We start from the raw sequence: 14,662 nt of genomic DNA on the forward strand, positions 1-14,662 counted from the left end.
TCGGCTGACTGCGGGAACGGCCTGTCCGCTCAATGTGTTCGGCTGAGATCGGAAATCAACCCAACACGAGCCGGACACGCGCCAGACGGCTCTTCCCCGTACGGCCTTCCCCCTTACGCTCATGTTGCAGACGTGTAACGCCGCTGTAAGCGCACCTCTTTTGGCGCCAGACAGGTACAATGATGAGCACTGTACCGTAGCGGAGCGCCCCGCGCGCGCCGCAACCACGCGAAAGGGTTTCCCATGGCCGAGATCTCGTCCTCCCGTATCGTCATCACCGTCCTTGGCAAGAACCGCCCCGGCATCGTCGCCGGCGTCACCCGTGTCCTGGGCGAGGCCAACGTCGACATCCGCGACATCACGCAGTCCATTATCGAGGACATCTTCACCATGACCATGCTGGCCGATACCGCCGAGTCCAAGCTCGACTTCGCTGAGCTGCAGAAGGCCCTGGCCGAGGCCGGCGAGCTTTCGGGCGTCAACGTGTCCATCCAGCGCGAGGACGTCTTTAACTTTATGTACCGCCTGTAGCGAACAGGCCGTGCAGGAACAGGCCGGCGCATCTGCACTCAAGCACGCCGCCCCCACACGGCCCGGAGAGGAGCGCACATGGCCTACGACGCCAAGAAAATCTATTACCGCTTCGATGACCACTTGAGCCGACTGGTTCTGGATTACGAAGCAAGCCGCCAGATTTCGTCTGAGAGCGAAAGCCTCTACCACGGCCTGCCGACCGACCCTTATGACGAGGGCTTGTTCGAAGAGCACAATGTCAAGCGCGGCCTGCGCAATGCCGACGGCTCGGGCGTGGTCGCGGGCCTCACTCGTATCTCGGATGTGCACGGCTACAACAAGGTCGACGGAAAGGTCGTGCCCGATCAGGGCAAGCTCACGCTTCGCGGCTACAGCATCGAGGATCTGGTCAACAATGCCCAGGCCGAGAATCGCTACGGCTACGAGGAAGTCGCCTATCTGCTTATCACGGGTTCGCTGCCCAACAAGGAAGAGCTCGACGGCTTTTGCGAGCGCCTGGGCGCCTTTAGACATCTGAGCGACGAGTACGTTAAAGAGTTCCCTATGACCACGGTATCGTCGAGCATCATGAACGTGCTCCAGCGCGCCGTACTGCTGCTCTACGCCTTCGATGCCGAACCAGACGTGATCACGCCCGAGCACGAAATCGACGTCGCCATTTCCATGCTCGCACGTCTCCCGCGCATCGCCGCCTTCGCACACATGGCCTCGGTCGCCAAGCTTCGCGGCTCCGAGGTTCACGTGCCGCACCCCACGCCCGGTCTCTCCACCGCCGAGACCATCCTACAGGTCCTGCGCGGCGGCATGGCGTTCACCCGCGATGAGGCGATGCTGCTCGACGTTATGCTCATGCTGCATGCCGAGCACGGCGGCGGCAACAACTCCACCTTCGCTTGCCGCGTGCTGTCGTCTTCGGCCACCGACCCGTATTCCGCCTACGCCGCGGCTATCGGCTCGCTCAAGGGCCCGCGCCACGGTGGTGCCAATGCCAAGGTCGTGTCTATGCACGAGGACATCCGCGCGCATGTCTCCAACTGGGAGGACGAGGACGAGGTCGCGGCCTACCTGGGCAAGATCCTCGACAAGCAGGCCTTCGACGGCACGGGCCTCATCTACGGCATGGGCCACGCCGTCTATACGCTCAGCGACCCGCGCGCCGAGGTCTGCCGTCGTTACGCGCGCACACTTGCCGCCAAGAAGAACCTGGGCGATGAGTTCGCGCTCATCGAGCGCATCGAGCGCCTGGCACCCCAGGTCATGCGCGACCACGGCATGACCAAGCCCATCTGCGCCAACATCGACCTGTACACGGGCTTTATCTACAAGATGCTCGGCGTGCCCGAAACGCTCTTTACGCCGCTATTCGCCGTCGCCCGCATGGCCGGCTGGTCGGCACACCGTATGGAAGAGCTCTTCTGCGCGCACCGTATCATCCGCCCCGCCTATCGTCCGGTGATCGAGCCGCTGGAGTACAAGCCGCTCGCCGACCGCTAGGACGCGGACCGTTATAGAACTCGAGCGTGGCCAGGGACCCAAGCCCTCGGCCACGCTTTTTATGCCAGTAGAAAGGGTTGCATCAAATGATTGTGTTTTCCGATATGGATGGGACGCTGCTGACGAGCGATAAGCAAATGAGCGATGCCACCTGGGCGATGCTCGACGAGCTCGCACGTCGTGGCATCGAGTTTGTTCCCTGCACGGGACGTCCACTGTCGGGCATCTTTAAGCCCATTCTCGCCCATCCCGCCGTGCACTACGCGGTCTGTGCCAACGGCGCCAGCGTCTGGCAGCTCGACGAGGATACGCCCACCGACGCCTCGCGCGCCACGTGCATCTTGAGCCGTCCGCTCGACCGTGGCATTGCCCACCGCATCCATCGCATTGCCGCCGGCCACGATGTGACCTTCGATATCTTCGCGGATGGGCAGTGCTTCCTCCCCCGCTCGCTATACGGGCGTCTGGATGAGTTCTGTGGCGGCGACCCCCACATCGCGGCTTCGCTCAAGCGCACACGAACGCCGATCGACATGAATATCGACAGCAAAATCGACGAGGTCGAGACGCTCGAACGCATCGCTATGTACTGGCACGACCCCGCCGATCGCGACGCCATCGCGGCGGCGCTCGACACGCTCGGAGGCATTGAGGTCACGCGTTCGTACGCCATGAATATCGAGGTTATGGGCGAAGGCGCCACCAAGGGAACGGCCCTCACGTGGCTGTGTGAGCATCTGGGCGAGCGTCTCGCCGACGCCTGGGCGTTCGGCGACAACATCAACGACATCCCCATGCTGCAGGCAGCGGGCCATGGCATGGCCATGATCAACGCCGAGCCCGAAGATCGCGAGGCCGCCGACGCCATCACCGAATACGACAACGACCACGACGGCGTCGCCCGCACCATCATGGCCGCCCTCGCCTAGTCATTGGTCAGTCATTGGGGACGTTCTTAAACGACTAGTCACTGGGGACACTCTTCGCAAAAAGCTGCAAGGACTGTCCCCCACTGTCGGCAGAAAAGGAACGTCCCCATCTGCCGAATTAGGAGAGACTCTCCAGCACGCGACGGAGCTCCTGCTGGACGGCGTGGTCGCGGTTGCAACCCACCACGCGATCGGCCACCGCCTTAAGCGCGGGGCGCGCGTTTTCCATCGCGCAGCCCGTGCCGACAAAGCGAATGATCTCGTAGTCGTTCATCGAGTCGCCAAACGCCATGACCTCGTCGCGACCAATGCCGTAATGCTCCGCGAGCTGCGCGATACCCGAGGCCTTCGACACACCAGGCTGCATGGCATCGATCCACGCGTTGCCCGAAGGCGCAAAAGTAAAGAGCTGACCAAGTTCGCGCTGTAGCACGTACGCACTGTCCATAACCGCACTGTCGTCGCAAAAGATACTCGCCTTGATGATATTTACGCTGGGATCGGGCAGCTCCCAAATGCGCTCGGCATTGGGAAGGTCCTTATCGACCTCGCGCACGAACTTGCTCTCGTCATCGAGCAGGAAGGACTTGGTACGGTCAAAGAGCGCAAGATGCAGATTGGGAAACGTCGCGACGGCCTGGGCGAGCCTTCGAATCGCCAGGTGCGAATACACCTCACGGTCTACCATCTTACCGTCGGCGTAGACTTGGGCGCCGTTAGCGGCGACAAAGTCCATCTTGTCGCGAACGGGCGCAAAGAACTCGCACAGGCGATCGTAGCGACGACCTGACGATGCGGCGAAATGCACGCCATGCTCGTGTAGCGCCAGAATCAGTTCGTAGGTCTCGGGAGGCACCTGGCCGTTTTCGTCAAGCAGCGTGCCGTCCATATCGGATGCAATCAGTTTAAACATAGAAAAGCTCCCTTCGGGCTTGTTGGAATCGAACGTGTATCCGATTCCAACGTACCCAAAGGGAGCTCAAATAAGACTCCGCGGGCGTAAACGTTACAAGGACCTGGCAAATAGCTCACACATGCCAGAGGTCTCACGGTCGCGGCGTCAGGCGACACGCCACCCCGATGACTAGTCGGCGTAGGTGAAGGTTGTAACGTCGAACATGCCCTCGGGGCGGATGCGGAGCGTCGGGATAACCGGCAGGGGCAGGAAGATGATGCCCATGATGGGGTCGAGCGGCGGCTCAATACCCATGGCGCGTGCCTTGACCATAAAGTCGTCGTGCTGCGCGGCAACGTCCTCGGCCGTGCCTTCGCTCATAAGGCCACCGAGCGGCAGCGGAATGCGCGCCACGACCTCGCCGTTACGCACCAGCACGTGGCCGCCCTGGCCCACGGCCTCAACGGCAGCCATCATATCGGCCGCGTTGTCGCCCACCACGCACACGTTGTGCGAGTCGTGGCCGATCGTCGAGGCGATGGCACCGCCCGTAATGGTAAAGCCACGCACCCAGCCGCGACCAATGTGCTTGCCAACAAGACCCAGGCCCGCAGGGCCATCACCGTCGGCCCCCTCGGCCTGCAGTGACAAGCCGCGGCCGTGGCGCTCGATCAGCATAATGCGGCGCAGGCCCTCGGCATTCTCGGGACGAGCCATGCCCGTGATGGCCTTGCCCGGCACCACGTCGATCACGGCCTCGCCCGGCTTAAAGGCATAGTCGAACACGTCAAGCGATAGCTTCGGCAGCTTAACGGAAGCACGCAGCTCATCGGCAAGGGCCGCAACCTCGGCCATCTCGGGTGCGATCTCGCCCACAAAGGTGCCGTCCTGCGCCACCAGAGCACCGGCGGCATATACGCGATGCGGAGCCGTGGCAAACGTCAGGTCGTTGAGTACCAGCAGGTCGGCACGCTTGCCCGGGGCGATGGCGCCACGCAGCTCGTGCGGGTCGCGGCAACCGTGGTCCAGGCCAAACGCCTCGGCCGTGGAGAGGGACGCCATAGAGATGGCAACCACGGGGTCGATACCGGCCTCGATAGCCACGCGACAGGCATTGTCGATCATGCCGGTCGCAAGCGCATCGGAAGGGGCGCGGTCGTCAGTCGCAAAGCAACAGCGGCGGGCGCGCGCGGGATTCTCCAGCAGCATCGGCGACAGGTTGGCCAGGTCATGGCTGCAGGTGCCCTCGCGCAGCATCACGTACATGCCACGAGACAGCTTGTCGAGCGCCTCCTCGGGAATCGTCGACTCATGGTCGGCGATAATGCCCGCCGCGGCATAGGCATTGAGGTCCTTGCCGGCAACGAGCGGCGCATGGCCGTCGACCTGCTTGGACGGCGTCTGGTTGGCAGCATCGATGCGAGCACAGGTCTCAGGATCGGCCATAAAGACACCCGGCAGGTTCATCATCTCGCCCAGGCCAAAAACGTCGCCCGGATGCTCGGCAAAAAACGCCTGCATGTCAGCGGCGGTAATCACAGCGCCCGCTTGCTCATCGGGCAGCGCGGGCACGCACGAAGGCATCATGTACTTGATGGAGATGGGTGTACGGCGGCCGTCCTCGATCATAAAGCGCAGACCGTCCAGGCCCGCCACGTTGGCAATCTCGTGGCTGTCGGCAATGGCGGTGGTGGTACCGCGCGTCGCCGCCATGCGCGCATACTCGGCGGGGCGGATGTTCGAGGACTCAATGTGCAGATGTCCGTCGATAAAACCGGGGGCGAGATAGCGACCCTGGCAGTCGATAACCTCGGCAGCCTCATAGGTACCGGCGGCATCGTCGCGCCCGTTGTAGAGCACGCCGACGATTACGCCGTCCTTGACGGCAACGCTACCGGGCGCCACGCGCTGACCGTACACGTCGACAATCTGCGCATTGGCAAACAGCGTGTCGACGGGCACGCGGCCCTCGGCAGCGTCGATCACAGACCTCATGACCTCAACGGACATACATACTCCTTTAACCGTAGAAATAACTGCGGGGCGGACGGGCCTTCACCGCAGCAAGCCAATAGCCATTGTATGCCCAAACGATGGGTCGGGAATACACCCCCCTCCGCTTAACGGCACACGCCACCCCGCGCAATGAGAAGGAGTGTCCCCCTACGACTACTCATTTATGTCTGTCCCCAATGAGTACCCCGATGTTCTGGCAACGACAGCGAAAACCCGCCAGAGCGAGCAAGGTGCCTTGAAACGAGGCGGCATTGACCTTCTGGTCATGCCGCCGAAGTTGAAAGACAGATTGCCGCTCTGGCGGGTTTGCAGCGTCAACCGGTTACGCGGTTTGGTAAAACCGCGTAACTAAACCAGCTTGAAGCCCTTGCGCTTGCCCACGGAGAGGGTGTCGCCCAGTTTGAGGGCGCTCGGATCGATGTTGTAGCTCTTGGGAGCCACAGCCTTGCCGTTGACCTTGACGCCGCCGCCGTCGATGTCGCGGCGGGCCTGACCGGCGCTGGCCGAAAGGCCCAGGTCCTTGAGCAGGCCGGCGAGGTAAATCTGGCCCTCGTCGTTGACGGTCAGTTCAACGTGCTTCTCGGGGAAGTCGGCAAGCTGGCCCTCCTTGAACACACGGTCGAACTCGGCCTGTGCCTCGTCGCCGGCGCCGGCGCCGTGGTAGGTGTCGCACAGGTCGCGGCCCAATGCGCGCTTGAGCTCGTAGGGGTCGGCAGAACCATCGGCCAAGGCGGCGTCGATCTTGTCGACCTCGGCCGGGGCGAGCGAGCTGGCCAGACGATAGTACTTGCCGATCATCTCGTCGGGGATGGACATGGTCTTGCCGAACATATCCTTGGGAGCATCGGTCAGGCCGATGTAGTTACCGTAGGACTTGGACATCTTACGGACGCCGTCGGTGCCCTCGAGCAGCGGCATGGTGAGCGCGATCTGCGGTTCCATGCCCATCTTCTCCATGAGCTCGCGGCCGGCGAGCAGGTTAAAGAGCTGGTCGGTGCCGCCCATCTCGACGTCGGCCTTGATCTGCACGGAGTCGAAGGCCTGCATCACAGGGTACAGGAACTCGTGCAGGGCAATCGGCGTCTGGGACTGGTAGCGCTTGGTAAAGTCGTCGCGCTCGAGGATGCGGGCGACGGTGAACTTGGAGCACACCTGCAGCAGGCCGGCCAGGTCCATCGAAAGGATCCAGTCGCCGTTGTGCACGATGGTGGTCTTCTCGGGGTCCAGGATCTTCATGGCCTGGCTCACGTAGGTCTCGGCGTTGGCCTCGATCTGCTCCTGCGAAAGCTGCGGGCGGGTGGAGTTCTTGCCCGAGGGGTCGCCGATCAGCGCAGTGCCGTTGCCGATGATAAGGGTGACGTTGTGGCCCAGGTCCTGGAACTGACGCATCTTGCGCAGGGGCACGGCATGGCCCAGGTGCAGGTCGGGGCTGGTGGGATCGACGCCGAGCTTGATGTTGAGGGGCTCGCCCTTCTCAAGCTTCTTGCGAAGGTCGGCCTCGGGGACGATCTGCGCTGCACCCGAGGTGATGATACGCATTTGCTCGTCAACAGACAGCATTGGGTATCCTCCTTTTGCTATAGCACCCTCACCGGATACGGCGGTGCTGGAAGTTCATAAACCCACTAATAATAACCAAAACAGCGCGGCCGAACACCTACGACAGGAAAATCCTCGTCCTGCCGCACGCGTCGATAACGACCGGCAAACGCGTGCCGTCACGTTCGACCAAAAAGCGCGCCTGCTGACGGCGCGAGCAGTCACGGCAACGGACCTGCCCCGTTGCATCCGTGGCGCAGGCGCCCTCGGCAGTCAGCAAGCAGTGCTCGCACACCATGATCTCGGGACGGTCGGCATCGACAGGCCCCAAGACACCGGGGCAAGCGGCAAGCTCGGCAACACGCTCCGCATCATTGCCGAGCAACTCGGCCGACAAGCACACCCGCCCCGCACCGAGTCCGCGCAGCCAGGTAAGCGTGGTCCGATTGGCACAGAACACCGGCGCCGCCACGTCAAACGTTGTGCCCAGCTCGCGGGCCATCGCCACTTGTCCCAGATTGCGGCAGACGACGCGCCCGGCACGCTGCATAAGCGCCCGAGTCCGCTCGGCGTCGCCCGCGCGGCACACTTCGTCGAGCACCACCGTTGTATCGGACAGATCTCGCTCATCGCGCGGACCCACATCCATCAGCTCCCAGGCAAAGACCATACGAGCAAAATCCTCGCGCTTTACCGGCCCCGCCGACCCCGCCAACTCCGTCGACGCGCCGCCATCCACCGCAGCGTCCTCAAAGGGCAGCACCTCAACGGCACGCGCAACGGGCGCAATCGCATCCGCCTCGGCCCGCATGCGCTCCAACACCGCCGTCGTCTGATCCAACACGCCGGCGCTGCGAATCAGATAGACCTCGCAGCCCGCGTCCACCTTACGCTTGCAATGCACGACGACGCGCTTCCCCGCTGCGGCATCCACCGGGCAGGGCACCTGCGGCCAGCGCTTGGGCACATCGGGACGCGCGTCGACACCCGGATAGAACCGAATCTCGAGCGTGTCACCCGCCGCCACGGCGGCATCGAGCTCAACGGTCACCTCTTCGTGGCCCACAGCGACCAAGCGCCCCACGCGCACGCCCTGGTTGATCGCGCGCTCAAAGCTCATGAGCTCGGCACCCGAACGACCCCGCAGGTAAGCATCGGTAAACCCACGGTTAAACGACCTTCCCAGCTCGCGTTCAAGCTCTTCCACGGCACCGGAGTCCCACGCGCCGTCGCACAGCATATCGAGTGCCCGACGCCACACCCTCACCACGTTGAATACGTAATCGGGATTCTTCATGCGTCCCTCGATCTTGAGCGATGCCACGCCGGCGGCAACAAGCTCGGGCAGGTGCGCGATACCCAGATAGTCACGCGGACAAAGCAGGCGGTCTCCCTCGACGGCAACAACACTCTGCCCCGCCTCGTCCACTAGGTCGTACGCCAGACGGCACGGCTGCGTGCAGTCGCCGCGCATCGCCGATCGTCCACGCCGCAGGGCCGAGAACTCGCACGCCCCCGAATAGCCGATGCAAATCGCACCGTGGCAGAATACCTCGATGGGCACGCCCGTGGCACATAGCGCCGCAATCTCGTCGACCGTCAGCTCGCGTGCCGTCGTCACGCGCTCGACCCCCAGCTCATCGGCGGCAAGCCGCACGGCACCCTCGCTATGAGCGCCCGCCTGCGTGGACAGGTGAATCTCGACCCCGGGAATCGCCGCGCGCAGCGCGCAGGCCAACCCGGCATCGGCGACAATCAGAGCATCGGCGCCCAGCTCCAGTGCATGAGCTCCCAACGCCACCGCGTCGGACAACTCATCGTCAAACACGAACACGTTGAGCGTTACGTACACACGCACGCCATGGGCATGCGCCACGGCGCAGCCGCGCGCAAACTCGTTATCCGTAAAGCCATGGGCGCTCACACGGGCGTTAAAGCCGCCCAACCCCGCATAGATGGCATCGGCGCCCGCGGCGATGGCCGCAAGCATCTGGTCGAGCCCGCCCGCCGGCGCCAGCAGCTCGGGCAGCGCCGCACCGGCAGCATCCAATCCAGTCTCGTATTGTCCGCTCGGCCCCATCGTCCGAATCGCCATCGACAAACTCCTTACCAAGGTATGCATTCACTCTGAAAAATGCCGTCTTCCAGCATACACGAGGCCTCGCGCGCCCCGTTTGGTTTATCGTGTAATAACTTATGTCCATCCTGCCCCGACGGCACATCCACCGTCTGGCACGACATACCTGGAGGTCAATATATGGGTCCTCGCCAACGACAGGGACACAGCCGTTCAAAGACGCACGCCCTGCCCATAATCCTGCTCTCGTTTTTGGGCTTTCTGCTGATTGCGGGCGTGGCGTTTGGCATCGGCATGGTCGGTAACGTCAACCGCTGGCTGTCCGATCTGCCCGACTACACCGACGCCAACGCGTATCTGGTGAGCGAGCCCACCGAGATCGTCGACTGCAACGGCAACAAGATCGCGAGCTTCTACACGCAAAACCGCAAGTCCATCACCAAGGACGAGGTCTCCCCCTACGTGCTGCAGGGCACCGTTGACGTCGAGGACGAGCGCTTCTACGAGCACGGCGGTATCGACCTGTGGGGTATCGCGCGTGCTGCGGTGGCAACCCTCGGCGGCGGGCACGAAGGCGCCTCGACGATCACCCAGCAGCTTGTGCGCAACACCATCCTGCAGGAGGAGCAATTCGACTCGACCATTGAGCGTAAGGTGCGCGAGGCCTACATCGCCATCAAGATGGAGGACATGTACTCCAAAGACGAGATCCTCATGATGTACCTCAACACCATCTATTACGGCCATGGCGCCTACGGCATCGAGGCCGCAGCCGAGACCTATCTGTCCAAGAGCGCCGCCGACCTCACCCTGAGCGAGGCCGCGCTGTTGATCGGCCTTCCCAACTCGCCCTCGCAGTACGACCCCACGGTCAACCCCGACCTGGCGCTGTCCCGTCGCAACAAGGTCCTCGACAACATGTTGCGCCTGGGCCACATCACCCAGGAGGAGCACGATGCCGCACAGGCCGAACCCATCACCCTCAATGTGACCGAAATCTCGGGCAGCGGCGTCGACGTATACTCGCAGCCCTACTTTGTCTCCTACGTCAAGCAGCTGCTGGAGCAGGAGTTCTCGACCGACGTGCTCTTTAAGGGCGGCCTGACCGTCAAGACCACCATCGACCCCACGATGCAGCAGGTGGCAGAGAATGCCGTCCGCGAGCAGCTCGACACGCTCTCGCTTGACGGCCTGGACATGGGCATGGTCGTCGTCGACCCCAAGACCGGCTACATCAAGTGCATGGTGGGCGGCTACGACTACAACGCCGACGAGAACCACGTAAACCATGCCACGGCCAAGCGTCCCGTCGGCTCCACCTTTAAGGCCTTTACGCTGGCAACTGCCATCCAAAACGGCATGAACCCCAACGTCACCCTCAACTGCAACTCGCCGCTCAAGGCCAAGGGCACCACGACCGAGGTCCAAAATTACGCCAACCAGAGCTATGGCAACATCACGCTTAAGCAGGCGACGGCATACTCCTCCAACACCGGCTACATCCAGGTGGCGGAAGCCGTCGGTAACAGCAAGATCATCTCGCTCGTCAAAAAGCTCGGCATCGACCCCGCCAAGGACAACATCGAGGACGTTCCCGTCATGACCCTCGGCACCGGCTCGATCTCGCCGCTCGAGATGGCCGCCGCCTACGCGACGTTTGCCAACGGCGGCTACTATCGCCAGCCGATCGCCATCACCGAGATTGACTCTCGTACCGGTTCGGTGCTGTACCAGCACACCGACAATCCCTCACAGGTGCTTACCGAGGGCGAGGCCGCCGCGGTCACCGATGTTCTGTCCGGCGTCATGAAGGGCAGCGGTACGGGTGCTGCCGGCGCTCTGAGTGTCAACCAGCCCTATGCCGGCAAGACGGGCACCACCGACAACACCACCAACCTGTGGTTCTGCGGCTATACCCCGCAGCTGGCGTGCGCCCTGTGGACCGGCTATTCCGCGGGCGAGATCCCCATCCAAAAGTACGGCACGGACCTGCTGGGCGACAGCACCAACCTGCCTGTCTTTAAGCGGTTTATGAACACCGTTCTGACCGGTACCGAGCGCGAGGAGTTTGCGACCGGAACGGCGCCCACCTACAAGAACAACAGCGTCTGGAAGTTCTACGGCACCAACAACACCAAGAAGTCGGAGAACGACGACAAGGACAAGGACGAAGAGGAAGAGGAAACCACCACAACGACTACCACGACGACCACGACCACCGAGACCACGGGCGGCGACACCACCGGCGGCACCGGTACGACCGGTGGCTCGACGGGTGGCTCCACTGGTGGTTCGACCGGCGGCGATGGCGGCACGCCTACGCCTACGCCTACGCCTACGCCCACTCCCGACCCCTCGCCCACGCCTGACGATACGGTCGGCTAAGAAGTACGCGACTAAAGCCAACAAGGCCCCGAGCAGCTTATTGAACTGCTCGGGGCCTTTTAGTTTGAAGCGACCTGGTGGGCGGTCTTTATACCGGCAAACAAAAAGGGGTACCGACCAACGTCGATGCCCCTTACAAGCCACTATGTCAGCGCACACAATGCCGAGCGCACGACCCGCACACCTACTTGCGAGAATTGCTCAACTTATTGATCAGCGCCTCAAGACGCTCGCCGTCCTCGGCCGTCTGGGCAATAACCAAAATCGTATCGTTGCCGGCAAGCGAGCCAAGCACATCGGGCAGCTCTGCCGCATCAACAGCGGCGGCGATGCCGGAAGCCGTGCCAGGCTGAGCCTTGATCATAACCAGATTATCGGTGCGCAGAACGCCCGTTACGAGCTCGGAAACCATACGCTGCAGGTGCAGGTCCTCTGCCAGAACATAGATGCCCTCAGGGAGCTTACGCAGCCCCATATCGGCAATATCGCGAGAGACAGTCGCCTGCGTGCAATCAAAGCCCATAGCGCGGAGCTCATCGACCAGCACGCGCTGCGTGCGGACGTCCTTATTGCGCACAATATCTCTAATGGCATCCTGGCGCCCATTGCGTTTTTTAGCCATACAAACCCTCTCTCCAAAAGATGGCGGAGACAATCAATCAGTGATTGAATAGTTTAACGCTATTTGAAGGCTTTTGTGTATAAGAACGCATTTCGAAACAATTCTATGCAAATTTGTTTCGAAATGAGCCGTTTAGGCGGTTTTTGCGCCCGTCCGGTTAAGAAAAGCTGCCAGATGCGTACACATCACGCAGCGCGCAGGCTTGGCGCTGGCGATCGGCCCAAACAACAGACCGAGTCCCCGATGGTTGTCCTTGAGCGCGGCGACCATCTGACGGGTTCGAGGCGCCTCGAGCATATCACGCATGCGGGCGGAACGCTCGATTGACGACACTCCATGCGGGCTCAGACACAAATTCTCGATGCAGGCGACCAGTCCGGCAAAGTAGAACTTTTGGCTTGCCAGCTTGAGCCGACCACCGCTATCTGCTTCCGAGAGTGAGTCCGCAAGCTCGTCGAGCGCTCGAGTGTCATCGGATATCCTGGCATACATGGTGGGATCAAAGGCATCTGTAAGCTTAGGTGCCACCGCGTGGAAACAAGCGTCGCCGCAGCCGGACACGAATCGTGCCTGCGAGAGCGCATAAGCCATAAACTCAACCGTACGGTACGCCTTGCCGCGCGACAGGCATGCCTCAAACAGCGGACGGCTATACATCACGCCAGAGGTCTGAGCGACTAGGCCGCCTAAAATCAACTGGGGCAGCCCAGTCACCATAGAAGACTCGTCTTCTATGGCAATAGAGGCAGCATCCAAGACGCGCGAATGACGCTCGCGGTGCGCATCGTATCGATCGAGCGACACCGAGGGGAGCACAATGTCTGCCGCAGTATCGCACGCGATATCGACCATCTTGGAAAGGGCCTGCGGAGCAAACCACTCATCGGCGTTCATGGCGATGATTTGAGAGCCGCGCGAGGCATCAAAACCGGCGCGAAGACAAGCGCCACGCTTCGCGTCCTCGACGTCAATCAAATCAATATGGATGTCCCTGTCGGCAGCAACTTGAAGCGAATGGCGCACACCGGGCGCAGCATCGCGGCAAACAACGACAATCTGCAAATCGTAGAGGTCTTGGTTCTGGATACTCTCGAGCGCACGCATCGCATAGCTGGGCGAACCTTCTACCACAAGGATCACCGAAAGTCGCGGATGCGAGCCACGTCGAACCAAATTATCCGTCCTCTCGACAGCAATGAATCAAACCGTGGTTCATGGTACACCCCGGCAATAAAAGCAATGAGACACCGGTTGCATTGCACGCCAAGAACAGATGTTGCACACGCGCAGCCCACAGATGACAGGTGTCGACGCACGACACGTCGAGCCCTACCCTAGTCGAGCACGACAAGCTCGACGGGATCGTAATCCACGCCCATAAACGTAAGGCCGCAGGCAGGAGCTGTGGGGCCCGCAGCGGTGCGGTCGCAAGCATCGATAACCTCGCGCATCCACTCGGGTTCACGGCGATGCATGCCAATCTCGACAAGCGTGCCCACGATCGAACGGACCATCGAATGCAGAAACGCATTGCCCTCGATGGTGAACGTCAGGATGTCCTCGCCAAACGCAACCTCATGGCCAAATTCGGCACGCATCACGCAGCGATGCGTGGGCTTGCCAACGGCCGAAGCGACCTTGCAAAAGCTTTTAAAGTCCTGCTCGCCCAGCAGTGCGGGGCAGGCAGCAGACATAGCCTCAACATCCAAGGGATAGCGATGCCACCACACGGCACCGCGGGACAGCACAGGGCGCGCATCTCGATCGGCAATGCGGTATGTATACGTACGGGAACGCGCGTCAAAACGCGCAGAAAAGCCTTTACGGGCCTTGTAGACCTCGTTAATGGCGATATCTTTGGGCAGCAGGGCATCCATAGCCCGCAGCCACCTACGGCGCGTACAAGCGAGCTCAGCGTCCGTTACGGGCACGCTGATGTACTGAGCCACGGCATGCACGCCGGCATCGGTACGCCCCGCGCACGTCAGATCGATCGGGCGGCGAAGCAGCGTCTCGATGGCTCGACGTAGCTCACCCGCAACCGTCGTCTGTCCCGGCTGCTCGGCAAATCCGCTATACGATGAGCCATCATAGGCCACGCGAAATACGAGCGTGGCGTCAAGCTCGGAAATCGAATTGAAATCAGACGGCGCAGTCATGGGCGCTCCCAA

General features: G+C 61.8%; 11 protein-coding genes. 4 read left to right on the plus strand and 7 right to left on the minus strand.

Annotated elements, in window-relative coordinates:
• Window positions 1–243: 243 nt before the first annotated feature.
• The 3 genes from DW112_RS01065 (at window position 244) to DW112_RS01075 (ending at window position 2,957) form a co-directional block, all read left to right on the plus strand.
• A complete protein-coding gene (locus DW112_RS01065) occupies window positions 244–531 on the plus strand; it encodes an ACT domain-containing protein (RefSeq protein WP_006235289.1) in 288 nt (95 codons plus the stop codon).
• A gap of 78 nt (window positions 532–609) precedes the next feature.
• A complete protein-coding gene (locus tag DW112_RS01070) occupies window positions 610–2,028 on the plus strand; it encodes a citrate synthase (RefSeq protein ID WP_117757069.1) in 1,419 nt (472 codons plus the stop codon).
• Window positions 2,029–2,114: 86 nt separating this feature from the next.
• Window positions 2,115–2,957: a Cof-type HAD-IIB family hydrolase gene (locus tag DW112_RS01075; protein ID WP_118328169.1), complete on the plus strand. Its 843-nt coding sequence runs from the start codon at window positions 2,115–2,117 to the stop codon at window positions 2,955–2,957.
• A 118-nt stretch (window positions 2,958–3,075) separates the two neighbouring features.
• On the opposite strand, the gene DW112_RS01080 is transcribed toward DW112_RS01075, so the two are convergent.
• The 4 genes from DW112_RS01080 to DW112_RS01100 all read right to left on the minus strand — a co-directional run bounded on the left by DW112_RS01080 (window position 3,076) and on the right by DW112_RS01100 (window position 9,502).
• On the minus strand, window positions 3,076–3,870 hold the full coding sequence (locus tag DW112_RS01080; protein ID WP_117638124.1) for a Cof-type HAD-IIB family hydrolase: 795 nt from the start codon (window positions 3,868–3,870) through the stop codon (window positions 3,076–3,078).
• A 171-nt stretch (window positions 3,871–4,041) separates the two neighbouring features.
• Window positions 4,042–5,862: an adenine deaminase gene (locus tag DW112_RS01085; RefSeq protein WP_117775824.1), complete on the minus strand. Its 1,821-nt coding sequence runs from the start codon at window positions 5,860–5,862 to the stop codon at window positions 4,042–4,044.
• Between the two features lie 354 nt (window positions 5,863–6,216).
• Window positions 6,217–7,428 (minus strand): tyrosine--tRNA ligase, encoded by a 1,212-nt coding sequence (tyrS, locus tag DW112_RS01095; RefSeq protein ID WP_117806271.1) that lies wholly within the window; start codon window positions 7,426–7,428, stop codon window positions 6,217–6,219.
• 97 nt (window positions 7,429–7,525) lie between these two features.
• On the minus strand, window positions 7,526–9,502 hold the full coding sequence (locus DW112_RS01100) for a U32 family peptidase (protein ID WP_158571714.1): 1,977 nt from the start codon (window positions 9,500–9,502) through the stop codon (window positions 7,526–7,528).
• 162 nt (window positions 9,503–9,664) lie between these two features.
• Between DW112_RS01100 and DW112_RS01105 the strand changes: the two genes are divergently transcribed.
• A complete protein-coding gene (locus tag DW112_RS01105) occupies window positions 9,665–11,869 on the plus strand; it encodes a transglycosylase domain-containing protein (protein WP_118328171.1) in 2,205 nt (734 codons plus the stop codon).
• A gap of 184 nt (window positions 11,870–12,053) precedes the next feature.
• On the opposite strand, the gene DW112_RS01110 is transcribed toward DW112_RS01105, so the two are convergent.
• The 3 genes from DW112_RS01110 to truA all read right to left on the minus strand — a co-directional run bounded on the left by DW112_RS01110 (window position 12,054) and on the right by truA (window position 14,650).
• Window positions 12,054–12,491 carry an arginine repressor gene (locus tag DW112_RS01110; RefSeq protein ID WP_006235280.1) on the minus strand — a complete coding sequence of 146 codons (438 nt, stop codon included), beginning with the start codon at window positions 12,489–12,491 and terminating at the stop codon, window positions 12,054–12,056.
• Between the two features lie 132 nt (window positions 12,492–12,623).
• On the minus strand, window positions 12,624–13,664 hold the full coding sequence (locus tag DW112_RS01115) for a glycosyltransferase (RefSeq protein WP_158571715.1): 1,041 nt from the start codon (window positions 13,662–13,664) through the stop codon (window positions 12,624–12,626).
• Between the two features lie 161 nt (window positions 13,665–13,825).
• The gene (gene truA, locus DW112_RS01120; RefSeq protein ID WP_118328173.1) at window positions 13,826–14,650 is read right to left on the minus strand and encodes a tRNA pseudouridine(38-40) synthase TruA; all 825 of its coding nucleotides are present in this window, start codon (window positions 14,648–14,650) and stop codon (window positions 13,826–13,828) included.
• Window positions 14,651–14,662: the final 12 nt, after the last annotated feature.

The sequence above is a fragment of the Collinsella sp. AM09-41 genome, from assembly GCF_003473245.1.
Lineage (GTDB): Bacteria > Actinomycetota > Coriobacteriia > Coriobacteriales > Coriobacteriaceae > Collinsella.

Excerpts from the sequence above, each read along its gene's own strand:
- DW112_RS01065 (WP_006235289.1), top strand. The coding sequence starts at position 244 with ATGGCCGAGATCTCGTCCTCCCGTATCGTCATCACCGTCCTTGGCAAG.
- DW112_RS01100 (WP_158571714.1), bottom strand. The coding sequence starts at position 9,502 with ATGGCGATTCGGACGATGGGGCCGAGCGGACAATACGAGACTGGATTG.
- truA (WP_118328173.1), bottom strand. The coding sequence starts at position 14,650 with ATGACTGCGCCGTCTGATTTCAATTCGATTTCCGAGCTTGACGCCACG.
- DW112_RS01070 (WP_117757069.1), top strand. The coding sequence starts at position 610 with ATGGCCTACGACGCCAAGAAAATCTATTACCGCTTCGATGACCACTTG.
- DW112_RS01105 (WP_118328171.1), top strand. The coding sequence starts at position 9,665 with ATGGGTCCTCGCCAACGACAGGGACACAGCCGTTCAAAGACGCACGCC.
- tyrS (WP_117806271.1), bottom strand. The coding sequence starts at position 7,428 with ATGCTGTCTGTTGACGAGCAAATGCGTATCATCACCTCGGGTGCAGCG.
- DW112_RS01080 (WP_117638124.1), bottom strand. The coding sequence starts at position 3,870 with ATGTTTAAACTGATTGCATCCGATATGGACGGCACGCTGCTTGACGAA.
- DW112_RS01110 (WP_006235280.1), bottom strand. The coding sequence starts at position 12,491 with ATGGCTAAAAAACGCAATGGGCGCCAGGATGCCATTAGAGATATTGTG.
- DW112_RS01075 (WP_118328169.1), top strand. The coding sequence starts at position 2,115 with ATGATTGTGTTTTCCGATATGGATGGGACGCTGCTGACGAGCGATAAG.
- DW112_RS01085 (WP_117775824.1), bottom strand. The coding sequence starts at position 5,862 with ATGTCCGTTGAGGTCATGAGGTCTGTGATCGACGCTGCCGAGGGCCGC.